19 protein-coding genes are annotated in these 21,302 nt (G+C 67.0%); 5 read left to right on the forward strand and 14 right to left on the reverse strand.

Translation table 11 applies throughout. The features are described from left to right. Positions 1-403: 403 nt before the first annotated feature. Positions 404-1,396 carry a Bug family tripartite tricarboxylate transporter substrate binding protein gene (locus ACF8LI_RS12850; protein WP_392412968.1) on the forward strand — a complete coding sequence of 331 codons (993 nt, stop codon included), beginning with the start codon at positions 404-406 and terminating at the stop codon, positions 1,394-1,396. On the opposite strand, the gene ACF8LI_RS12855 is transcribed toward ACF8LI_RS12850, so the two are convergent. The 9 genes from ACF8LI_RS12855 to ACF8LI_RS12895 form a co-directional block, all read right to left on the reverse strand. After that, complete coding sequence (locus ACF8LI_RS12855; RefSeq protein ID WP_392412969.1) at positions 1,332-2,561, reverse strand: NAD(P)/FAD-dependent oxidoreductase; 1,230 nt, start codon at positions 2,559-2,561, stop codon at positions 1,332-1,334. The two genes, ACF8LI_RS12850 and ACF8LI_RS12855, sit on opposite strands and share 65 nt — an antisense overlap. 15 nt (positions 2,562-2,576) lie before the next feature. Further along, positions 2,577-4,478 carry a LodA/GoxA family CTQ-dependent oxidase gene (locus ACF8LI_RS12860; RefSeq protein WP_392412971.1) on the reverse strand — a complete coding sequence of 634 codons (1,902 nt, stop codon included), beginning with the start codon at positions 4,476-4,478 and terminating at the stop codon, positions 2,577-2,579. Between the two features lie 179 nt (positions 4,479-4,657). After that, positions 4,658-6,145 carry a ribonuclease G gene (gene rng / locus ACF8LI_RS12865; protein WP_013802635.1) on the reverse strand — a complete coding sequence of 496 codons (1,488 nt, stop codon included), beginning with the start codon at positions 6,143-6,145 and terminating at the stop codon, positions 4,658-4,660. Positions 6,146-6,306: 161 nt separating this feature from the next. Further along, complete coding sequence (locus ACF8LI_RS12870; RefSeq protein ID WP_043820971.1) at positions 6,307-6,921, reverse strand: nucleoside triphosphate pyrophosphatase; 615 nt, start codon at positions 6,919-6,921, stop codon at positions 6,307-6,309. Between the two features lie 127 nt (positions 6,922-7,048). Beyond that, the gene (gene rlmH, locus ACF8LI_RS12875; protein WP_012205361.1) at positions 7,049-7,516 is read right to left on the reverse strand and encodes a 23S rRNA (pseudouridine(1915)-N(3))-methyltransferase RlmH; all 468 of its coding nucleotides are present in this window, start codon (positions 7,514-7,516) and stop codon (positions 7,049-7,051) included. Positions 7,517-7,537: 21 nt separating this feature from the next. Continuing rightward, positions 7,538-8,305, reverse strand: coding sequence for a ribosome silencing factor (gene rsfS / locus ACF8LI_RS12880; RefSeq protein ID WP_016446885.1), 768 nt, complete (start codon positions 8,303-8,305; stop codon positions 7,538-7,540). Positions 8,306-8,554: 249 nt separating this feature from the next. Beyond that, entirely contained in the window at positions 8,555-9,529 is a 975-nt protein-coding gene (gene hemF, locus ACF8LI_RS12885; protein WP_052013937.1) for an oxygen-dependent coproporphyrinogen oxidase, read from the reverse strand. A 4-nt stretch (positions 9,530-9,533) separates the two neighbouring features. Beyond that, positions 9,534-10,817: a phosphoribosylamine--glycine ligase gene (gene purD / locus ACF8LI_RS12890; RefSeq protein ID WP_012205358.1), complete on the reverse strand. Its 1,284-nt coding sequence runs from the start codon at positions 10,815-10,817 to the stop codon at positions 9,534-9,536. Beyond that, positions 10,814-11,533: a YebC/PmpR family DNA-binding transcriptional regulator gene (locus ACF8LI_RS12895; protein ID WP_012205357.1), complete on the reverse strand. Its 720-nt coding sequence runs from the start codon at positions 11,531-11,533 to the stop codon at positions 10,814-10,816. Before ACF8LI_RS12895 ends, purD begins: the two co-directional genes overlap by 4 nt. A gap of 78 nt (positions 11,534-11,611) precedes the next feature. On the opposite strand from ACF8LI_RS12895, the gene ACF8LI_RS12900 reads away from it, so the two are divergent. From ACF8LI_RS12900 to upp, 3 genes are all read left to right on the forward strand, one after another. After that, positions 11,612-13,135: a helicase HerA-like domain-containing protein gene (locus tag ACF8LI_RS12900; RefSeq protein ID WP_016446883.1), complete on the forward strand. Its 1,524-nt coding sequence runs from the start codon at positions 11,612-11,614 to the stop codon at positions 13,133-13,135. A gap of 147 nt (positions 13,136-13,282) precedes the next feature. Beyond that, the gene (locus tag ACF8LI_RS12905; protein WP_026062217.1) at positions 13,283-14,260 is read left to right on the forward strand and encodes a threo-3-hydroxy-L-aspartate ammonia-lyase; all 978 of its coding nucleotides are present in this window, start codon (positions 13,283-13,285) and stop codon (positions 14,258-14,260) included. A gap of 56 nt (positions 14,261-14,316) precedes the next feature. After that, the gene (upp, locus tag ACF8LI_RS12910) at positions 14,317-14,946 is read left to right on the forward strand and encodes a uracil phosphoribosyltransferase (protein ID WP_012205354.1); all 630 of its coding nucleotides are present in this window, start codon (positions 14,317-14,319) and stop codon (positions 14,944-14,946) included. Positions 14,947-15,027: 81 nt separating this feature from the next. Here the strand turns inward: upp and ACF8LI_RS12915 are convergent, their stop codons facing one another. Beyond that, positions 15,028-15,729, reverse strand: coding sequence for a YebC/PmpR family DNA-binding transcriptional regulator (locus ACF8LI_RS12915; RefSeq protein WP_016446881.1), 702 nt, complete (start codon positions 15,727-15,729; stop codon positions 15,028-15,030). A gap of 275 nt (positions 15,730-16,004) precedes the next feature. Here ACF8LI_RS12915 and ACF8LI_RS12920 point away from each other — a divergent pair, with 275 nt between their 5' ends. Beyond that, complete coding sequence (locus ACF8LI_RS12920; RefSeq protein ID WP_046239341.1) at positions 16,005-17,147, forward strand: PQQ-dependent sugar dehydrogenase; 1,143 nt, start codon at positions 16,005-16,007, stop codon at positions 17,145-17,147. 20 nt (positions 17,148-17,167) lie between these two features. On the opposite strand, the gene ACF8LI_RS12925 is transcribed toward ACF8LI_RS12920, so the two are convergent. From ACF8LI_RS12925 to ACF8LI_RS12940, 4 genes are all read right to left on the reverse strand, one after another. Further along, positions 17,168-18,160, reverse strand: a complete 993-nt coding sequence (locus ACF8LI_RS12925; protein ID WP_016453538.1) for a tripartite tricarboxylate transporter substrate binding protein — start codon at positions 18,158-18,160, stop codon at positions 17,168-17,170. A gap of 63 nt (positions 18,161-18,223) precedes the next feature. Beyond that, on the reverse strand, positions 18,224-19,069 hold the full coding sequence (locus ACF8LI_RS12930) for an amidohydrolase family protein (protein ID WP_392412975.1): 846 nt from the start codon (positions 19,067-19,069) through the stop codon (positions 18,224-18,226). Then, the gene (locus ACF8LI_RS12935) at positions 19,069-20,232 is read right to left on the reverse strand and encodes a CoA transferase (protein ID WP_016454833.1); all 1,164 of its coding nucleotides are present in this window, start codon (positions 20,230-20,232) and stop codon (positions 19,069-19,071) included. The genes ACF8LI_RS12930 and ACF8LI_RS12935 overlap by 1 nt, the downstream gene beginning before the upstream one ends. Before the next feature lie 58 nt (positions 20,233-20,290). Further along, a complete protein-coding gene (locus ACF8LI_RS12940) occupies positions 20,291-21,295 on the reverse strand; it encodes a tripartite tricarboxylate transporter substrate binding protein (protein ID WP_392412977.1) in 1,005 nt (334 codons plus the stop codon). Positions 21,296-21,302: the final 7 nt, after the last annotated feature.

Below are 21,302 nucleotides of genomic sequence, written 5' to 3' on the forward strand. Positions count from 1 at the left end.
GTCGGCATGGACATCGGCAATGCCCGCCCCAACCCCGGCGCCGTAACGGGCGCCGGCCCATGCCATGGGGCGCATCGTGCACGTCCACGCAGGCGCCGCAAAGCCGCATGTTAGCGGGCAGTTGCACGGCAGCGCCGGAGGCGGATTCAGCAGCGGTGCGGTCCTTGCCACAGGCGAGTCCAGGAGCCTTGCGCCGTGATGGCAGGCGCAATGACGGGCGCATGTCAACGCAATCCTTCTCATTTGCCGAGCAAGGCCGGACAGGTCATTCCCCCGCCGCATGACGTCCTGCCAAAACATTGATTGACGTCAAGACAGCCACCACCCAGCATTGGCCCGCCTGAAAATCCGCCGCTGGCCCCAGCCGCTGCGCCACCAGAACATCGACAAGGAGACATCCCCCATGCCCCGTACCCTTTCACGCAAGCAATTCCTGCGCGCGGCCGCGCTGCTTGGCGCCACGCTGCTGCCCCTGCCCCAAGCCTGGGCGGATGCCTATCCCACCCGGCCGGTCAAGCTGGTCGTGCCCTTCGCTCCTGGCGGCAATACCGATGTGCTGGCGCGCATGGTGGCGCAGGGCCTGTCCGAATCGCTGGGCCAGCCCGTGATCGTGGAAAACATCTCCGGCGCCAACGGATCCATCGGAGCCAGCCGCGTGGCTTCGGCGGCCAATGATGGCTATACGCTGCTGTTCGGCACGGCCGGCACCCAGGCCATCAACCAGAGCCTGTACAAGAACCTGAGCGAGAAGAACCTGGGCGATTTCGAATACGTGGCCCTGGTCACCACCATCCCCAACGTGCTGGTGGTCAACGAGGCGCGCACGCCCGCCAGGACGGTGAAGGACCTGGTGGCACGCGCCGCCGCGCAAAAGACCGGCATGAGCTATGGCTCGCCGGGCAGCGGCTCCACGGTCCACCTGTCGGGCGAGCTGTTCAAGAGCGCCACCCAGCTGGACATGGTGCATGTGCCCTACAAGGGCAGCGCGCCGGCCCTGACCGACCTGCTGGGCGGCCAGATCGATTTCATCTTCGAGAACGTCACGCCCGCCCTGCCCTTCGTGCAGTCGGGCAAGCTCAAGGCCCTGGCCGTGACCTCGGAGCAGCGCCTGCCCGCCCTGCCCGATGTGCCGACCATGAAGGAAAGCGGCTACCCCGCCTTCGTGACCGGCACCTGGAACGGCGTGCTGGCGCCCAAGGGCACGCCGGCAGCCATCGTCAAGCGGCTGGGGGATGCCACGCTCAAGGTGGCGGGCCATGCCGACTTCAAGTCCAAGGTGACGGCGCTGGGCGGCGAAGTGCGCCTGCTGGACTCCAAGGCCTTCCGCGAATTCACGCGGGCCGAGTACCAGCGCTGGAATGCCATCGTTCAGACGGCGAAGCTGGAGCGGCAATAACGCCGGCTCCGTTCCCCGCCTCCGGCGCCCGCTGGCGGCGGGCCCAGAACGTCTCGTTCGCCCAGCGCGGCTCCAGCGCATAGTAGTGCTCGTGATGGCTGCGGTACGCGGCGCGTATCGACCGGATCCACGCATCCCAGGCAGGCAACGCACCGGCGTCGCCCGCCAGGCTGCGGCGCACGGCCAGGGCGGCCTCGCTGCCGGTGACCAGGCTATTGAGCAGGCCCTGCGATGCCAGCGGATCGAAGGACAGGCAGGCATCGCCCACAGCCAGCCAATCCGGCCCGCTGGCTGCATCCAGCCATTGCTCGTGGGCGGCGGCCACCCGCAACGGCTCCAGCACCTGGCTGCCCACGCTGCGCGCGCCCACCAGGGCCGTGCGATCGGCCATGTCCAGCAGATCCGCCGTGCTGCGCAGGCGCCGGGCTTCGGGCAGGTCGATATCGGTCTGCCAGGCAATCACGCAACTGCCATCAGGCAGATCGGCGCTGTACCACCAGCCTTCAGCATCCGACTCGATCATGGTGGTGCCTGCATGCTCATGCGATGGCGGCTCCACCCAGGCGTGAAAACAGACCAGGCGGCCGTCGCGGCGGACCTCGGCACCCGCCTGCCGGGCCACCCGGGCCGCGCGGCCCGTGGCATCGACCACGATGCGGCAGGACAGCTCCAACGGGCCGTGCGCCGGGTCGCCCTGTGCCCTATCGATCAGGCAGCGCCAGCGCATGGGTGCGCCCGGTGGCTGGCGCTGCAGGCTGCGCAGCGTGGCGGGCACCAGGCAGGGCACGCCACGGCTGCGCGCAGCCTCCAGCAGCATGGCGTCGAAACGCTTGCGGTCCAGGTGCCAGCCCGCGCCATGCGGGTCGAACAGTGCGTCCTGAAAGATGACCTCGGAGCTTCCCCACAGTGACCGCCGCGACCAGGCAGGACGGTGGCCCTGTGCCGCGAACGCATCCCACACGCCCAGGTCGGACAGAATCACCCGAGCCGCAGCGGGCAGGGCTTCGCCAATGGCCCGCCCTGCCTGCACGGCGCGTCCTACCAGCGCCACGCGGCAATGCCCTGCCAGCTGCGCGGCAACGGCCGCGCCCGCCGGTCCCGCGCCCACGACGAGCACATCCAGTTCATCCGGCAGCGGCGCGGTGGCCATGGCATGCGCAGACATAGACGTGGCCGCCATTCAGCGCGGCAGCACCGGGCCGCGCTGCGTCAGGGCGCGCAGCTGCTCTTCGTTGTCTGCGTCGAAGGGCTCGATGCGGGGAGGCGCTTCCTGCCCGGCCGGTTGCACGGCAGTCTTGAGCATGTGCGACGGCGCCGGGGCGATGCGGTTTTCCACCTGCATCAACGGCGGGAAGTCCTTGTCGCCACGCGGGCCCGGCCGATTCTCGATGACGCCCATGTCACCGAAGTGGCTGATCATGCGGTTGATTTCGCTCTCATAGCCTCCCTCGCCCAGGGTGCGGAACCACGACTCGCGCCGGTTGAAGGCGGCGACACGCTGCTCGCGCGGCAGTTCGGTATCGATGACCTTTTCATAGGCCTCCTGCGTCAGCACCTGGTTGGGCACGCGGGCCGGCCAGAACGTGGGCAGGTAGGGGTCGTAGCGCGGGCCGTAGCCGGCGTAGTAGCCGCTGCGGCAGCTGGCGGTGTCGGTCTGCCAGGGAACGGCCATCCAGCGCGTGAGGTCACCGGCCACCTGTGCATACAGCGGCCCGCTCTCGGACAGCGCCACGGCGGGGGTGAGCCGCGAGCCGTAGAGCTGCAGCTCGGGCGGGTTCTCGGCCGCCTCGCGGATGCGAAATGGCGCCCGGTACATGCTGGCGTGGCGCATGGGCCAGGTGATCTCGCAACCCGGGTGAAAGGCATCGGCCAGGCAGTCGTCCATGGCGGCATGGTCGAGCATGGTGGGCTGCTCCTGCAGCGGCACATCGGACAGCTGGGCCGGGTATTTCTGGCCGGGCGTCCAGTCGGAGAGAAAGTGGCCTGCGGCCCACAGGTCCAGCATCCTCAGCTGCGTGGCCGTCAGCGCCGCATGCTGGCGCGGTGTGTCGGCCGGCGGCACGGCCATGGCGTCGCCATACAGCCAGGGCCAGGGCTGGGGAGAGGCGCCATCACGGTCAAAGCGGCGGAAGGCATTGGCCACCTGCTGGCGCAGCTCGGCCCAGGTCGTGCCCGGGCTGTTGAGCCTGGCGATCCACGCCTCGTCATCCGCACTGGCCGCCCCGCCCCAGCCGAACTGGGATGCAAAGCCCTTGTTCGCCCACTGCAGGCTGCTCTGGCGCTGGAGTATGGGCAGGATGTGCCGGCTGAAGGAGACGTGCAGCGGGAAGGCGGCCATGCCCGAGTGGATGTACACATCCTCCATCAGGTCCTTCATGGTGCGCACCGACTTCATCTGCGGGCCGTAGTTGGGCGGCGCAACCGTGACCCATGCCGCATCCACCGGCACGGAAACGCCGGCCACGACGACCTTGGCACGCACGGGGCCGTCGGCCACATCGTCATGCCAGCCCTCGTTGTTCGCAAACGTGGTGGCCTTGGAGCCATCCACGGAGGCAGAGACGCCACGGCCTCCCAGCACGAGAAGCTGGCCCGTCTTTTCAATGCGCAATTCGCCCAGATAAACCGGCTTGCCGCAGAAACTGCCGCTGTCGAATGCCACCGGGGCCGAGCCTTTGGCAATGCGGCGGGCTCCCGGCCGAATGGCCAGGCTTTTCCGGTCCTTCACCTTGGCATTGCGCAAAATCGTGGGATCGGCCGCTGCGGCTTCAGGCACGTCCAGCGCCAATTGGAATTGATACCAGGCGGCTTTGGTATTGGCCAGTTCGACTTCCCATTCGATTTCGTCCTGGTCGGCCGTGAGTTCACGCACCACCTCGCCCGCGGCGTTGTAGCCGTAGATGCGAAAGCGCGCAGCCTGGCGCTTGAGCGCGCCCTGCGCATCACGCAGGCTGCCCGGCGCCATGGGCGGCACATGCATCAGCTCGGGGCCGACATAGTACCCATCCGGACTATTGCCAATACGCGCCACACCAATTCCCGGGTGTATGGCAGCACGCACAATGGTGGAGTCGATTCCCATTTGTCGCCCTTTCAGTTGCTGAGGCACTGATTGCAACAAACGGTATCAAAAATGCCGAGACAAAGTTAATTATCGGGAATCGACAATCCATAGCAACGCGCAAATCGATTCATATGAACCCATTTGCGCAAAAGATGCCGAATCGCTATTGATAATGAATTGGCAAGATAAATACCGGTTCACAGCAGCACGATGTCGTACTGCTCCTGTGCCATGGCGGTCTCGGCCTGCAGCGAGATGGGTTTCTTGATGAAGTCGGACAGGCCGGCCAGGTGCTGGCTTTCCTCGTCCAGGAACATCTCGACCACCTTGGGCGAGGCCACGATGCGGAACTCGCGCGGGTTGAACTGGCGCGCCTCGCGCAGGATTTCGCGCAGCACCTCGTAGCAGACGCTGCGCACGGTCTTCACATGGCCCTTGCCCTGGCAGACAGGGCAGGATTCGCACAGCATGTGGGCCAGCGATTCGCGCGTGCGCTTGCGCGTCATCTCCACCAGGCCCAGCTGCGAGAAACCGCCCGCCATGGTCTTGACGCGGTCGCGCCCGAGCTGGCGCTTGAATTCGGACAGCACCTCGGCCTGGTGGTCGTCGCGCACCATGTCGATGAAATCCACGATGATGATGCCGCCCAGGTTGCGCAGGCGCAGCTGGCGCGCGATCTGCTGGGCCGCTTCCAGGTTGGTCTTGAAGATGGTGTCGTCGAAGTTGCGCGCCCCCACGTAGCCGCCGGTGTTGACGTCCACCGTGGTCAGCGCCTCGGTCTGGTCCACGATCAGGTAGCCGCCGGACTTGAGATCCACGCGGCGGCCCAGCGCGCGGGCGATTTCCTCGTCGATGGCGAAGAGGTCGAAGATGGGCCGCTCGCCGCGGTAATGCTGCAGCTTGGGAACGGCCGCCGGCATGTATTCCTGCCCGAAGGTCATGAGCAGGGCGAACTGCTCCTTCGAGTCGATGCGGATGCTCTGCGTGCCCTCGCCCACCAGATCGCGCAGCACGCGCTGCAGCAGGTTGAGGTCCTGGTGCAGCAGCGACATGGGCGGCAGGCGCACCGAGGCGTCCTTGATGCGGCTCCAGGTCTTGCGCAGGTAGCGGATGTCGTCGGCCAGCTCGGCGTCGCTGGAGTCCTCGCCATTGGTGCGCAGGATGAAGCCGCCGCCCCCGCCGGTTTCCTTGGTGCCCACCAGGCCCTGCAGGCGGGCGCGCAGCGCGTCGCGCTCGCCCTGCGGGATTTTCTGCGAGATGCCGATATGGTCATCCTGGGGCAGCAGCACCAGCAATCGCCCCGCAATGCTGATCTGCGTGGACAGGCGCGCACCCTTGGTGCCGATCGGGTCCTTGATGACCTGCACCATGATGGTCTGGCCTTCGAAAACCTGCTTTTCGATGGGCACGACAGGCATGTCCTTGCGCGCGAACATGGGGGCCTCGCCCCCTTCCTGCCGCTGCCAGACATCGGCCACATGCAGGAAGGCTGCCCGCTCCAGGCCGATGTCGATGAAGGCCGACTGCATGCCCGGCAGCACGCGCGAGACCTTGCCCAGATAGACGTTGCCGACCAGGCCGCGCTCCAGCGGGCGCTCCATGTGCAGCTCCTGGACGGCGCCGTTCTCGATGATGGCCACGCGCGTTTCCTGTGGCGACCAGTTGATCAGAATGTCTTGCTGCATGCTGTGCCTGTGGTGTGCTTTGTCGTTTGTATTTCTCGGCCATGGCGGCCCGGCAATCATTGCGCCGGTGGCCGCTTGCCACTATCTTGCCGCGCCATCCGCTGCCATTGGCGGTCTGCGCATGCCTGTACGCCCCTGCGGGCCCAGGTCGGGGAGCCGGCCTACAGTGCCCAGCCCAGCTCGCGCAGCAGCGCCGCCGTCTCGAACAGCGGCAGGCCCATGATGCCCGAGTAGCTGCCGTGCAGCCACTGCACATGGGCCGCCGCGCGGCCCTGTATGCCATAGGCGCCGGCCTTGCCCATGGGCTCGCCCGAGGCCACATACGCGTCGATCTGCTGCGCGCTCATGGCCGAGAAGCAGACCTGGGACACCGACAGAGCAGCCAGGCGCCGCGTGCCGTGCTGTATGGCGACGGCGGTCAGCACCTCGTGCTCGCGGCCCGCAAGCGCGGTCAGCATGCGGCGGGCATCGTCGGCATCGGCAGGCTTGCCAAGAATGCGGCCATCCAGCGCCACCGTGGTGTCCGAGCACAGCACGGGCGCCACCGCCAGGGCGCGGCGCGCATGGCGGGCCATGGCGGCATCGAGCTTGAGCGCGGTGACGCGCTGCACATAGTCGCGCGCTGCCTCATCGGCCAGTTCGGCCTCTATGGCCTCGGCATCTTCGGCAATGTCGCCCTCGGCGTTGGGCAGCAAAAGCTCATGGGCCACACCCAGCTGCTCCAGCAGCTGGCGGCGGCGGGGGCTCTGGGAGGCAAGGTAGATGAATGGCGGCATGATAAGAATGAGAAATGCCTTCAGCCCTTTGTTGCAAAGCGCTGAAGGCTATCAAAATCATAGTATCACGAGATCCTCGGATCCGCGTGACAGGGCCGCTGGCAGAGGCCGGGAGCCGGGACAGGCCCTATTCCCGGTGGTAGGGATGGCCGGCGTTGACCGACCAGGCACGGTACAGCTGCTCGATGAGCAGCACCCGCACCATGGCATGCGGCAGGGTCAGGTCCGACAGGCGTATGCGCTCGTGTGCGGCCTGCCTGAAGGCGGGGTCCAGACCGTCCGGGCCTCCGATGATGAGGGCCACGTCATCGCCCTCCAGCTGCCAGCCCTGCAGGCGCTGGGCCAGGGCCTTGGTCGTCAGATTGGTGCCGCGCTCATCGAGCACGACGATGCGCGTGCCGCGCGGAATGGCGGCCTCGATGCGCTTGCGCTCGGCCGCGTACAGGGTCTCGACCGTCTTGGAGCCGCGTGGCTCCGTCTTGACGGCCTTGAGCTCCACCTTGAGTTCCGGAGGAAAACGCTTGGCGTAGTCGTCGTAGGCTGTCTGCGCCCAGTCGGGCACATGCTGGCCCACGGCCACGATCAACAGCTTCATGCAGCGTCAGCCCTGAACCGCTCAGGCCTTGGCGCGGGGAGCGCGCTTGGCTGCCGGCTTGGCGACAGGCTTGGCAGCGGCGCCAGCCTTGGCCTTGGCGGGGGCGCGGTTGACCACCACGGTCTTGATGGCCTTGGGCGCCGCCGTCTTGCCGGCCGGCGACTTGGCTGCGGCCGACTTCACAGCAGCCGACTTTGCGGCGGCCGGCTTTGCCGCTGCGGAACGGGGTGCAGCGGCCTTGGCAGGGGCCGCCTTCTTGGCAGCGGGCTTCTTGGCGGCGGCGGAGGCTGCGCCAGAAGCGGCCTTCTTGGCTGCAGGCTTGGCAGCGGTTGCCGCCGCCTTCTTGGTTGCAGCCTTCTTGGCCTTTTCTTCCGCCTTGTCGGTGGCAGCCGAGCGCGTGGGCTTGGGAGCGCCCAGCTTCAGGCGTACAGGCGTCTCGCCCCAGATCTCTTCCAGGCGGTAGTACTGGCGGATGGCCGGCTGCATGACATGGACCACGGCCTGGCCGCAGTCCACGATGATCCACTCGCCGTTTTCTTCGCCTTCCTGGCGCGGCACGGGGAAACCGGCCTGCTTGACGGCGTCGCGCACGCTGGAGGCCAGCGCCTTGGTCTGGCGGTTGGAGGTGCCCGCAGCCACGATCACGCGCTCGAACAGCGGCGAGAGCTTTTCGGTATTGAAGACCTGGATGTCTTGGGCCTTGACGTTTTCGAGGCCGTCAACAATGGCGCGTTGCAGCTTGGTCACGTCGCGCTTGGCTGCGGAATCCGATTTGGTGGAAGTGGTCATCAGGCGGTGATCAATGGAATAGGAATGGGATCAATATAGCGCGAGCGCCGTGCGGCCCGTAGAGGGCTGGGCTGTAGCGGCGCTCCAAAATGCATGGAGTTCGCCCACAGATCGCCGGAAGATTTCGCGCCGAAGAAAGTGGAGAACGCAGCCAACGCTGCGCCTCAAGCTATTGAAATTATAGTTTTGCCGCCTATTCCCTTGCACGCGCGGATTTCGCCACGCCGCTCGGGAGGGCGGCTCTCGGGCTCAAAGCCAGTCGCGGGGCACCAGGAATTGCTCCAGCAAAGCGCGCTCGGGGGTGCCGGGCGCGTCCTCGCGCTGGTAGCTCCAGCTCGCATGCGGTGGCATGGACAGCAAGATGGACTCCGTACGCCCGCCGGACTGCAGGCCGAAGTGCGTGCCCCGGTCCCAGACCAGGTTGAACTCCACATAGCGGCCGCGGCGGTAGCGCTGGAAATCGACCTGCTGCTGCCCGTAGTCCATGGCCTGGCGGCGCTCGACGATGGGAAGGTAGGACTCCAGAAAGGCATCGCCCACCGAGCGCAGCATGTCGAAACTGCGCGCCTGGCCCAGCTCCGAGAAGTCGTCGAAGAAGATGCCGCCGATGCCGCGCTGCTCGTTGCGGTGCTTCAGGCGGAAGTACTCGTCGCACCAGGTCTTGAAGCGCGGGTAAAGCGTGTCGCCAAAAGGCGCCAGCGCATCGCGGCAGACGCGGTGAAAGTGCTGTGCATCTTCCTCGAAGCCGTAGACCGGCGTCAGGTCCATGCCGCCGCCGAACCAGCAGGTGGGTTCGTTGCCCGGCTGCCCTGCCGCACCTGAGCCGGCTGCACCTGAGCCGGCCGCAATCATTCGCACATTCATGTGCACCGTAGGCACAAAAGGATTGCGCGGATGGAAGACCAGGGACACGCCCATGGCCTCGAACGGCGCACCGGCCAGCTCAGGCCGGTGCTGCGTGGCCGAGGGCGGCAGCTGCGGCCCGCGCACATGCGAGAAGCCACAGCCCGCGCGCTCGAACACGCGGCCACCTTCCATGATGCGGGTGATGCCATCGCCCTGCAGGCGCTCGCCGGGGCCCTTGCTCCAGGCGTCGGACAGAAAGCGTGCACCGCCCTCGCCTTCCACCTGTTCCAGCGCCTGCGTGATGCGGGCCTGCAGGCCCGTCAGGTACTCGCGCACCCGGGCCACGGGCAGCGCCTGCCCGGTCGATTGCTCTGCCATGGACTCAGTTCTTCACGGCACGGAAGCCGATGTCGCGGCGGTACTGGGCACCATCGAAATGGATGCCACGCGCCACGTCATAGACCTTTTGCTGGGCCTGCTTGACGCTGTCGGCCAGCACGGTGACGCACAGTACGCGGCCACCGCTGGTGACGGGCACACCGTCCTTGAGCTGGGTGCCGGCATGGAAGACCATGGCATCGGCGGCGTCCTGCGGCAGCCCGCTGATGGCATCGCCCTTGCGCGGGTCCTCGGGGTAGCCTGCTGCGGCCATGACCACGCCCAGCGCCGTGCGGCGGTCCCATTGCAGCTCGACCTGGTCGAGCTTGGCATCGGTGGCCGCCAGCATGACGTCCACCAGATCGCTCTTGAGACGCATCATGATGGGCTGGGTCTCGGGGTCGCCCATGCGGCAGTTGAACTCCAGCGTCTTGGGATGGCCGGATGCATCGATCATCAGGCCCGCATACAGGAAGCCGGTGTAGGGAATGCCGTCCTTTTCCATGCCACGGATGGTCGGCAGGATGATCTCGCGCATGGCGCGGGCATGCACGTCGGCCGTGACCACGGGCGCGGGCGAGTAGGCGCCCATGCCGCCCGTGTTCGGACCCTGGTCGCCGTCCTTCAGGCGCTTGTGGTCCTGGCTGGTCGCCAGGGCCAGGACGTTCTTGCCGTCGCATAGCACGATGAAGCTGGCTTCCTCGCCGGCGAGGAATTCCTCGATCACCACGCGGGCACCGCCGTCGTTGTGGGCCACGCCGTACTTGTTGTCCACGAGCATGAAGTCCACGGCGTCGTGGGCTTCCTGCAGCGTGGTCGCAACGACCACGCCCTTGCCTGCGGCCAGGCCGTCGGCCTTGACCACGATGGGCGCACCCAGGCGATCCACATAGGCGTGGGCAGCAACCGGGTCGGTGAAAGTCTCGTAGAGCGCCGTGGGGATGCCGTGGCGCGCCATGAAGTCCTTGGAAAACGCCTTGGAGCTTTCCAGCTGGGCGGCCGCCTTGGAGGGGCCGAAGATGCGCAGGCCGTGGGCGCGGAACTCATCGACCACGCCGGCAGCCAAAGGCGCCTCGGGGCCGACCACGGTCAGCGCGACCTTCTCGGCCTGCGCCCACTCGCGCAGCGCCTGCGGGTCGGTGATGTTGAGGTTCTCCACCTTGCCGCCGGCCAGGCCCGTGCCACCGTTGCCGGGGGCCACATAGACCTTGGTCGATTTCGGCGATTCAGCCAGTTTCCACGCCAGGGCGTGCTCGCGGCCTCCGCCACCAATCACAAGAATTTTCATAGTTCAGCGTTGTGGTAGACGTCCTGTACGTCATCCAGGTCTTCGATCATGTCCAGCAGCTTTTGCATGCGGGCTGCATCATCGCCTTGCAGGGCGATGGTGTTTTCCGGGCGCATGGTGACTTCAGCCACCTCCGGCGTCAGGCCCTTGGCCTGCAGCGCGTCGCGCACGGTTTCGAACTCGGCGGGTGCGGTCAGCACCTCGATGGCCCCCTCATCATCGGTGATCACGTCCTCGGCACCGGCCTCCAGCGCCACTTCCATGATCTGGTCCTCGTCGCTTCCGGGAGCAAAGATCAGTTGTCCGACATGCTTGAACTGGAAGGACACGGAACCCTCCGTGCCCATGTTGCCACCGTACTTGCTGAAGGCATGACGCACATCCGCCACAGTGCGCACGCGATTGTCGGTCATGGTGTCCACGATGATCGCCGCGCCGCCAATGCCGTAGCCTTCGTAGCGGATTTCCTCGTAGGTCACGCCTTCGAGATTGCCCGTGGCCTTGTCGATGTTGCGCTTGATGTTGTCGGCCGGCATGTTGGCCGCCTTGGCCTTTTCCACCGCCAGGCGCAGGCGCGGGTTGGCGCTGAGATCGCCCCCTCCCGTGCGTGCCGCCACCATGATTTCACGGATGATGCGAGTCCAGACCTTGCCGCGCTTTTCGTCCTGGCGGCCTTTGCGGTGCTGGATATTGGCCCATTTACTGTGTCCTGCCACAGGCTGTCCTTTGATATTGATTTAACCTTGCGGCTGGGATTTTACTTTTGACCGCATGCTCCCCCGAGGAAACCCGAAATGGCCGCTCCACTTCTGATCGCCCGCCACTCTGCCACAGAATGCCTGCTGCTGCCCGCACTGGCCAATCGACATGGCCTGATCACCGGCGCCACGGGCACCGGAAAGACCGTGACGCTGCAGAAAATGGCGGAAGGCTTCTCCGAAATCGGCGTGCCGGTGTTCATGGCCGACATCAAGGGCGACCTGTCGGGCATCAGCCAAAGCGGCAGCACGGGCGCCAAGATGGCGGCTTCGCTGCAGGAGCGCGGCATCGAGATTCCCCAGCCCCTGGCCTGCCCCACCACGCTGTGGGACGTGTTCGGCGAGCTGGGCCATCCGGTGCGCGCCACGGTTTCGGACATGGGGCCGCTGCTGATCGGGCGCATGCTGGCCCTGAACGACACGCAGATGGGCGTGCTCAACCTGGTCTTCAAGATTGCCGACGACAACGGACTGCTGCTGCTGGACCTCAAGGACCTGCGGTCCATGCTCCAGCACGTGGGCGACAACGCCAAGCAGTTCACCACCGAGTACGGCAACATCAGTGCCGCCAGCGTGGGGGCCATACAGCGCGGGCTGGTGGCCATCGAGTCGCAGGGCGGCGACAAATTCTTTGGCGAGCCCATGCTCGACATCAACGACCTGATGCAGACCGATGCGGGCGGCAAGGGCGTGGTCAACATCCTGGCGGCCGAGAAGCTGATGAATTCGCCGCGCCTGTACTCCACCTTCCTGCTGTGGATGCTGTCCGAGCTGTTCGAGCGCCTGCCCGAGATCGGCGACCCCGACAAGCCCAAGCTGGTCTTCTTCTTCGACGAGGCCCACCTGCTGTTCAACGATGCGCCCAAGGTGCTGCTCGAACGCATCGAGCTGGTGGTGCGCCTGGTGCGCTCCAAGGGCGTGGGCGTGTATTTCGTCACGCAAAACCCGATGGACGTGCCCGACACCGTGCTGGCCCAGCTGGGCAATCGCGTGCAGCACGCGCTGCGCGCCTTCACGCCGCGCGACCAGAAGGCCGTCAAGGCCACGGCCACCACGATGCGGCCCAAGCCGGGGCTGGACATCGAGGCCGCCATCACGGAGCTGGCCGTGGGCGAGGCCCTGGTGAGCTTCCTCGATGAAAAGGGCCGCCCCGGCATCACCGAACGCGCCTATGTCATTCCACCGGGCAGCCAGATCGGTCCGATCAGCGAGGAGCAGCGCAAGGTCTTGCTGGCGCAATCGCTGGTGGCAGGTGTCTATGAAAAGGCGGTGGACCGCGAATCGGCCTACGAAGTGCTGCGCGGACGCACGGCAGCATCCGGCGACGGGGCCTCGCCGGCAGGCCCTGCCGGAGCCGCACCCGCCGCCAGCGAAGGCGGCGGCGCCATGATGGACGGGCTCAAGGACCTTCTGTTCGGCACCACAGGCCCGCGCGGAGGCAAGCACGACGGCCTGGTGCAGACCATGGCCAAGTCCACCATGCGCACCATGGGCAATTCGCTGGGCAAGGAAATCCTGCGCGGCGTGCTCGGCGGCATCCTGGGCAACAAGAAGCGCTGAAGCGCTGGCGCACCGGCACTGCGCCGCATCAAACACCATAGCACCCAGCCGTTGCCATGCAACGGCTGGCGCATTTCAGGGCGCTGAAAGCCTGCGCATGCGGCTATGATCGAAACCGCCTCCATCCACTTTGCGGAACCGCACGCCATGACGACGAACAGCCCTCCCTCGCTGCCCACCTATGACGACGTTGCCGCCGCAGCCGGCCGGCTGGAGGGCGTGGCCCACCGCACCCCCATACTGCGCAGCCGCACCGCCGACGAGCTGCTGGGCGCCCAGCTGTTCTTCAAGTGCGAGAACCTGCAGCGCACGGGCGCCTTCAAGATACGCGGCGCCTACAACGCGCTGTCGCAGTTCACGCCCGAGCAGCGCAAGCGCGGCGCCCTGGCCTTCTCTTCGGGCAACCATGCCCAGGCCGTGGCACTGGCCGCGCAGATGCTGGACATGCCCGCGCTCATCGTCATGCCCGAGGATGCGCCTGCCTCCAAGATGGCGGCCACCCGCTCCTACGGCGCCCAGGTCGTGACCTATGACCGCTTCACCGAGGACCGCGAAGCCATCTCCCGGCGCCTGGCCGACGAGCGCGGCATGACGCTGATCCCGCCATTCAACCACCGCGACGTGATTGCCGGCCAGGGCACGGCGGCCAAGGAATTGTTCGAGGAGGTGCCCGATCTGGACTACCTGTTCGTCTGCCTGGGCGGCGGCGGCCTGCTGTCGGGCAGCCTGCTGGCAGCCGGACAGCTCTCCCCGCGCTGCAAGGTCTACGGCGTCGAGCCCCAGGCCGGCGACGATGCCCGCCAGTCGCTGCGCGCAGGCCGGATCGTGCAGATCCCCACGCCCCACACCATTGCCGACGGCGCACAGACCCAGTCCATCGGCGATATCACATTCGCCATCATCCGCGAGCATGTCGAAGATATCCTGGCCGTGGCGGACGAGCATCTGGTGCAGGCCATGCGCTTTTACGCGGAACGCAAGAAAATCGTGGTCGAACCCACGGGTGCGCTCTCGCTGGCGGGCGCCCTGCATGGCGGGGTTGCGCTGTCGGGCGCACGCGTGGGCATTCTCATCAGCGGCGGCAATGTGGACCTGGCGCGCTACGCGCGCTTTCTGCACGACTGAACCGACCCCTGGCGCCGGCCCCAAAATACCGGCGCCCTTTTTTCCAGAAGAAAACCATGAGTACTCTGCACCTGATCGACCACCCGCTGGTCCAACACAAGCTCACGCTGATGCGCCGCAAGGAAGCCAGCACCAACAGCTTTCGCCGCATGCTGGGCGAGCTGTCCACGCTGATGGCCTACGAGATCACGCGCGACATGCCGCTGCAGGACATCGAGATCGAGACCCCGCTGGAGACCATGACCGGCAAGGTCATCGACGGCAAGAAGCTGGTGCTGGTGTCCATCCTGCGCGCCGGCAACGGTTTCCTCGACGGCATGCTCAACGTCGTGCCCGGCGCGCGCATTGGCCACATCGGCCTGTACCGCGACCCCGAGACGCTGCAGCCCGTCGAGTACTACTTCAAGATGCCCTCCGAGATGGAAGAGCGCGACGTGCTGGTCGTCGATCCCATGCTGGCCACGGGCAATTCGGCCGCCGCCGCCGTGGCGCGCCTGAAGCAGCTGAACCCGAAGTCCATCAAGTTCATGTGCCTGCTGGCAGCGCCCGAAGGCGTGGCCACCATGCAGAAGGCCCATCCCGACGTGGACATCTACACGGCCGCCGTGGACCGCCAGCTGGACGCCCACGGCTACATCCTGCCGGGCCTGGGCGACGCGGGCGACCGAATCTTCGGCACCAAGTGAGCCGCCGGGCGCTGGGCGCCTGCACCCACAAAAAAGCCGCACGATGTGCGGCTTTTTTGCTTGGCAGCGGGGACAGCGTCATCAATCCACCAGGCCCGCGTAGACGTTCTGCACGTCATCGTCGTTCTCGATGCCGGCCAGGAAGTCCTGCACTTCCTCCTGCTGCTCAGCCGACAGGCTGGCCATGCTGACCGGCGTCTTGGCCTTGTAGCCCAGCTTGGCCGACAGCACCTTGAAGCCCTGGGCCGGCAGCGCCTTGCTCACGGTATCGAGGTCGGTGGGGTCGGTGATGAACAGCGTCGTGCCCTCTTCCTCGCCGGGCTCGAAATCCTGTGCACCGGCCTCGATGGCGGCCAGTTCGGCATCGGCGCCGCCTTCGGGCTCGCCTTCGATCATGCCCACATGGTCGAAGTCCCAGGCCACGGCCGTCATCTGGCCCTTGCGGAAACACACGCGCATGTTGGGCGCCGTGCGGTTCACGTTGTCGGTCAGGCACTCGATCATCACCGGCACGCGGTTGGGGCCGTAGCCTTCATAGACCACGCGCTCGTAGTTGACGGCATCGGCACCCACGCCCGAGCCCTTCTTGATGGCACGCTCGAGCGTGTCCTTGGGCATGGAGGCCTTGCGTGCGGCTTCCACCGCCATGCGCAGGCGCGAGTTGCCTGCCGGATCGGCGCCGGCGCGCGCCGCGACGATGATTTCCTTGACAAGCTTGCCAAACAGCTTTCCCTTGGCGTCGGCGACCAGCGCCTTGCCCTTTGCTTTCCATTGCGCGCCCATGGCTGCTTTTCCCTTGCGGATTCTCTGGTGGGTAGGAGGCGCCGCCGCCCGCCCCCGCAGGGACCCGGCCCGGCGCCGAAAGAGCGCTGTTTATACACCCGCGCAAGTGGCTGCGCGGGCTTTTTGCGCAGTGGTTGACAGGTCGCCGCAGGCTCTGGTGGCGTCGTGCATGATGCTGGCTTGTGCGAAGCCCCCTGCCTGCGCTGCACCGCCGCCGACGTCAACTGCGGTGCATCCGGCTTCCCGTCTTGTCCCCTCATCACAGGAGCATCGGCATGCCGCCATCCCTATCCGCCGCCCTCGCCATCAGCACCCTGGGCCTGTCGGGCGCACTGTGGGCCGCCAGCCCCAACCTCTCCACAGAAATCGTCGCCGAAGGCCTGGAGCACCCCTGGGCCATGGCTTTCCTGCCGGATGGGCGCTACCTGGTGACCGAGCGGCCGGGCCGCATGCGCATCGTGCAGGGCGACGGAAGGCTGGGCGCTCCCCTGGCGGGCCTTCCGGCCGTGGAGGCCGCAGGCCAGGGCGGCCTGCTGGACGTGGTGCTGGACAGCGACTTCGCGCGCAACCGCCAGCTGTACTTCTGCTACTCCGAGCCCGGCAGCGGCGCCGACAGCGGCAAGAACAGCACGGCGCTGGCCAGCGCCCGGCTGTCCGACGATGCCAGCCGGCTGGAGCAGGTGAAAGTGCTGTTCTCGCAGCGCCCCAGGTACGCGAGCGCATTGCATTTCGGCTGCCGCATCGTGGAGCGCAGGGTGGACGGCAAGAGCGATGGCACGCTGTTCCTGGCGCTGGGCGAGCGCTCGCGCTACAAGGAAGAGGCCCAGAACCTGCAAAGCCACCTGGGCAAGATCGTGCGCATTGCCAAGGACGGCAGCGTACCCAGGGACAACCCCTTTGTCGGCCGCGCGGATGCCTGGCCCGAGATCTGGAGCTACGGCCACCGCAACGCCCAGGGCGCGGCGCTGGCGCCCGATGGCAGCCTGTGGATGCATGAGCACGGCCCGCAGGGCGGCGACGAGGTCAACCGGCCCGAGCCCGGCAAGAACTACGGCTGGCCCGTGATCACCTACGGCGAGAACTATGGCGGCGGCAAGATCGGCGCCGGCATCACGCGCAAGGAGGGCATGGAGCAGCCGCTGCACTACTGGGTGCCGTCGATCGCCCCCTCAGGCATGGCCTTTGTGACCAGTGACCGGTATGGGGCGCAATGGAAGGGATCGCTGGTCGTGGGCTCGCTCAAGTTCCAGCGGCTGGAGCGCCTGACGATCAGGTCCGGCAAGGTGACGGCCAGCGAGCAGGTGCTGCCGCGCCTGGGCCAGCGCGTGCGCGATGTGCGCCAGGGACCGGACGGCTGGCTTTACCTGCTGACGGACGCCCAGGGCGGGCAGTTGCTGCGCGTCACCGCCACGCCCTGAGTCCCGTCACGCGCGGCGGCTCACTGCACGGTGATGCCGTTGGCCTTGACCACGGCATCCCAGCGCTTGCGCTCGGCGGCCACGAAGCCCGTGAAGGCGGCGGAGGAACTGCCCACGGGCGTCAGGCCCAGTTTCTCCAGGCTGGCGCGCGTGGCCGGCAGGGCCAGGGCCTTTTGCACCAGGTCCTGCAGCTTCTGCACGGTCTCGGGCGCGGCGCCTGCGGGCAGGAAGAAGCCGTTCCACTCCGTCACCTCGAAGCCCTTGATGCCGCTTTCCGCCACCGTGGGCACGTCGGGCAGGTCCGGCATGCGCTTGGCCGAGGACACGGCCAGCGCCTTGAGCTTGCCGCCCTTGACATAGTTGATGCTGGAGGCGGCGTTGGCAAAGTACACATCGACCTGGCCGCCCATGACATCGACGATGGCGGGCGCCCCGCCCTTGTAGGGAACGTGGACGGCATCGAACTTGGCGTCTGCCTTGAGCAATTCCGTCGCCATCTGGGCCAGGCTGCCCGGGCCGTAGGAGGCATAGGTGAGCCTGCCGGGCTTTTGCCGCGCGGCATTCATGAAGTCGGCCAGGCTGTTGTAGGGCGAGGACGGCGCCGCCACGAGGATGTTGGGCACGCTGATGGCCTGGGACACGGCAATGAAGTCCTTGGCCGGGTCATAGGGCAGCTTGCGCAACGCGGGGTTGATGGCGAAGGACGATGCGTCATACAGCACCGTATAGCCATCGGCCTTGGCACGCGCCACGAGGGCTGCACCAATGGCGCCGCTGGCGCCGGCCTTGTTGTCCACCACCACGGTCTGACCCGAGACCTCGCCCAGCGCCTTGGCGATGATGCGCGCCGCATTGTCCGCACCGCCGCCGGCCGAGAACGGCACGACGACCGTGATGGCCTGCGCGGCCGGATAGTCGGCCGCATGCAGCGTGCCCTGGAAAAGTCCCAGTCCCAGGCCCAGCCCCAAGGCCAGCACCGTCATGGCGGGCCGCAATGTCTTGATCTTCTTCACGTTTCTGTCTCCTGTTGCTCCATGGTGAAAACCTGGGCTGCGAGGCTTGCGTGCCCCGCGCCCTCAATCGAATCCGTACAGCTCGGCGGCGTTGTCCACCAGCACGCGGGCGCGCAGCGCCGCATCGGAAATCCAGCGTGACAACAAGGCCAGCAGCATCGGGGTCTGCGGCGGATGGGCAGCTTCGGTGACATGGGGCCAGTCGCTGCCCCAGACCAGGCGCTGCGGGGCCTCGGCCACCCAGGCCTGCGCCAGCGCGTCGCAATCGGCATAGCCTGCGGCCAGGCCCGCCCGGCTGTTCAGATACGGGCCCGAGAGCTTGACCCAGGCCCTGCCCTGCTGCACCAGCCCACGGACCACACCGAAGGCAGGCTGGTGCACGCCTGCGCCGTCAGTGCTGTCAGCCAGCCGCGCCATGTGGTCGAACACCAGGGTGCATGGCAGCCGCTGCAGCAGCGCCGCATGGGCCTCGATCTGGCTGGCCAGCCAGTGCAGCTGCACATGCCAGCCCAGCGCGGCAATGCGCTCGGCCAACGGCTCCAGCATGTCCAGCCGCACGGCTGCATCGTGCTCGGTATGCAGCGAAAAGCGGATGCCGCGAATGCCGCCGTCATGCAGCGCCTGCAGCTGTGCGTCGGTGATATCGGGGTGCACCACGGCAATGCCGCGCGTGCTTGCTGCGCCCAGGGACTGGATGGCGTGCAGCGTGGCCCGGTTGTCCGTGCCATGCGCACGCGGCTGGACGATGACGGCGCGCTCCAGCCCCATGGCGCCGCGCAGCTGCGCATAGTCGGCAGCCGTGGCATGGGCGCGCATGGCCTGCGGAGCCTCGGCCCAAAAACGCGTATCAAAACGCGGATCGAAGACGTGCAGATGGGCGTCGCAGGCGCCTGCGGGCAGTGCCTGCATCAGCGGCTCTCTTGCGCGGCGGCCTTCAGGGCCTCGGTATGCTGGCCCAGCGTGGGCGCGGCAAAGGCCGGCGGGCCGGGCGTGCGGTCGAACTCCACGGCGCCGGCAAAGCCCCGGTAGCTGCCCAGGGTCGGGTGCTCGAAGCGGGTGACCATGCCTTCGGCCTGCACCTGCGGGTCGTCGAACATGTCTTCCACCGTGCGGGCCGCCGCGCAGGGCACTTCCTCACCGAACAAGGCCTCCCATTCCAGCGCGCTGCGCCCCGCCAACGCCTGGCGCAGCAGGGGCACCAGCACGTCGCGGTGCTGGGCGCGCTTGCGCACGGAGTCGTAGCGCTCGTCACCGGCCAGCTCGGGCAGCCCCAGCTTGCGGCACAGCGCCTCCCAGAAATGCGCGGTATTGGCCGAGATGTAGAGATGTCCTTCACGCGTCGGGTGGATGCCCGTGATGCCGCCGGAGCGCATGTCGCGCCCCACCTCGCGCGGCTCGCCCTCGGCCCAGACCATGCGTGCGGACTGCATGGTCAGTGCCGCGCGCAGCAGCGACACGCCCACATGCTGGCCCAGCCCGCTTTTCTCGCGCTCGTACAGCGCCGACGACACGCCGCCCGCCACCAGGGCCGAGGCGTAGTAGTCCACCACGGAGCCGTAGAGAATCTCGGGCGGCCCGCCTGCCTTGCCCTGCATGGCGCACATGCCGGTCATGGTCTGCAGCACCTGGTCGTAGCCCGCCTTGGCCTTGAGCGGCCCGCGGCTGCCATAGCCGGTGACGCTGCAATAGATGAGGCGTGGGTTGATGGCGGCCAGTTGCGCAAAACCGATGCCCAGCCGCTCGGGCACGCCGGGCCGGAAGTTGTGGACCAGCACATCGGCCTCGCGCACCAGGCGCAGCAGCACGGCGTGGTCGGCCTCGTTCTTCAGGTCCAGCACCATGCCCCACTTGCTGCGGTTCACGCCCAGGAAGGCGCGGCTTTCAGCTTCCAGCGTGGAGGGGTACTTGCGCAGGTTGTCGCCCACGGGCGGCTCGACCTTGATCACCTCGGCGCCCTGGTCCGCCAGCAGCGAGCAGCCATAAGGCCCCGCGATATAGGCGCTCAGATCCAGCACGCGCACACCGCTGAGCGGGCCTTTCGGTCCCTGGCGTTCACCGGGCACAAAACTCATTCGTTTCTCCTGATAGGGAAGCGGGAAGGCCTGGGGCGCCTCCCGCCAAAGGCCGGGTTCAATCGGCCTGGATATTGCGGTCCTTGGCGAGCTGCTTCCAGCGCGCCACGTCGCTGCGGATCACCTGTGCGAACTGCTGCGGCGTCACGGGGTTGGCAATGGCGCCTTCGCGCAGGAAGCTGGCCTGGATGGTCGGCTTGGCCAGCACCTGGTTCACGGCCTGGTTGAGGCGGTCCACGATGTCGGCTGGCGTGCCCGCAGGCGCCAGCAGCCCCCACCACAGATCGAATTCGTAGCCCGGGATGGCTGTTGCCATGGGCGTCAGGTCCGGCGCAATGGGGCTGGGCTTGAGACTGGTGATGCCGATGGCGCGCAGCTTGCCGTTGCGCACCATGGGCAGGATGGACGGGCCGCTGGAGACCAGCATCTGCACCTGGTTGCCGATCACGTCGGTCACGGCCGGACCCTGGCCCTTGTAGGGCACATGCATGATGTCCATGCCCGGCACCATGGAGCGCATCATCTCGGTCGCGAAGTGGTTGATGCTGCCGGTGCCCGAGGTGGCGTAGTTGAACTGGCCCGGGCTGGCCTTGATGGCGCGCACCAGATCCTGCGGCGTCCTGGCCGGGAATTCGTTGTTCACGGCCACCACCAGCGGGCCCTTGGCAAACATGGCCACGGGCGCCAGGTCCTTGACGGGGTCGAAGGGCATCTTGGCCTGCACCGCGGCATTCGTGGTCATGCTCGACGACACCGCCACCAGCGTGTAGCCGTCCGCCGTCGCCTTGGCCACCGAGGCCGTGCCGGTGTTGCCGCTGGCACCGGGCCGGTTGTCCACGATCACGGTCTGCTTGAGCAGATCGCCCATTTCCTTGGCCACCTGGCGTGCGAACACATCATTGGAGCCTCCCGGCGGATAGGGAACCACCATGGTGATGGCCTTGGACGGGAAGGCGCCCTGCGCCATCAATCCCGGCGAAGCCAGCCCGGTCAGCGTGGCCACCGTTGCCGTGGCCGCCAGCGCCACCAGCCTGCGCCGCGTGCGGCAATGCGAAATGCTCATGTCTTTG

The sequence above is a fragment of the Delftia sp. WSY_12 genome, from assembly GCF_043104645.1.
Lineage (GTDB): Bacteria > Pseudomonadota > Gammaproteobacteria > Burkholderiales > Burkholderiaceae_C > Comamonas > Comamonas tsuruhatensis.

Excerpts from the sequence above, each read along its gene's own strand:
- ACF8LI_RS12850 (WP_392412968.1), top strand. The coding sequence starts at position 404 with ATGCCCCGTACCCTTTCACGCAAGCAATTCCTGCGCGCGGCCGCGCTG.
- ACF8LI_RS12855 (WP_392412969.1), bottom strand. The coding sequence starts at position 2,561 with ATGTCTGCGCATGCCATGGCCACCGCGCCGCTGCCGGATGAACTGGAT.
- ACF8LI_RS12860 (WP_392412971.1), bottom strand. The coding sequence starts at position 4,478 with ATGGGAATCGACTCCACCATTGTGCGTGCTGCCATACACCCGGGAATT.
- rng (WP_013802635.1), bottom strand. The coding sequence starts at position 6,145 with ATGCAGCAAGACATTCTGATCAACTGGTCGCCACAGGAAACGCGCGTG.
- ACF8LI_RS12870 (WP_043820971.1), bottom strand. The coding sequence starts at position 6,921 with ATGCCGCCATTCATCTACCTTGCCTCCCAGAGCCCCCGCCGCCGCCAG.
- rlmH (WP_012205361.1), bottom strand. The coding sequence starts at position 7,516 with ATGAAGCTGTTGATCGTGGCCGTGGGCCAGCATGTGCCCGACTGGGCG.
- rsfS (WP_016446885.1), bottom strand. The coding sequence starts at position 8,305 with ATGACCACTTCCACCAAATCGGATTCCGCAGCCAAGCGCGACGTGACC.
- hemF (WP_052013937.1), bottom strand. The coding sequence starts at position 9,529 with ATGGCAGAGCAATCGACCGGGCAGGCGCTGCCCGTGGCCCGGGTGCGC.
- purD (WP_012205358.1), bottom strand. The coding sequence starts at position 10,817 with ATGAAAATTCTTGTGATTGGTGGCGGAGGCCGCGAGCACGCCCTGGCG.
- ACF8LI_RS12900 (WP_016446883.1), top strand. The coding sequence starts at position 11,612 with ATGGCCGCTCCACTTCTGATCGCCCGCCACTCTGCCACAGAATGCCTG.
- ACF8LI_RS12905 (WP_026062217.1), top strand. The coding sequence starts at position 13,283 with ATGACGACGAACAGCCCTCCCTCGCTGCCCACCTATGACGACGTTGCC.
- upp (WP_012205354.1), top strand. The coding sequence starts at position 14,317 with ATGAGTACTCTGCACCTGATCGACCACCCGCTGGTCCAACACAAGCTC.
- ACF8LI_RS12915 (WP_016446881.1), bottom strand. The coding sequence starts at position 15,729 with ATGGGCGCGCAATGGAAAGCAAAGGGCAAGGCGCTGGTCGCCGACGCC.
- ACF8LI_RS12920 (WP_046239341.1), top strand. The coding sequence starts at position 16,005 with ATGCCGCCATCCCTATCCGCCGCCCTCGCCATCAGCACCCTGGGCCTG.
- ACF8LI_RS12930 (WP_392412975.1), bottom strand. The coding sequence starts at position 19,069 with ATGCAGGCACTGCCCGCAGGCGCCTGCGACGCCCATCTGCACGTCTTC.
- ACF8LI_RS12935 (WP_016454833.1), bottom strand. The coding sequence starts at position 20,232 with ATGAGTTTTGTGCCCGGTGAACGCCAGGGACCGAAAGGCCCGCTCAGC.
- ACF8LI_RS12940 (WP_392412977.1), bottom strand. The coding sequence starts at position 21,295 with ATGAGCATTTCGCATTGCCGCACGCGGCGCAGGCTGGTGGCGCTGGCG.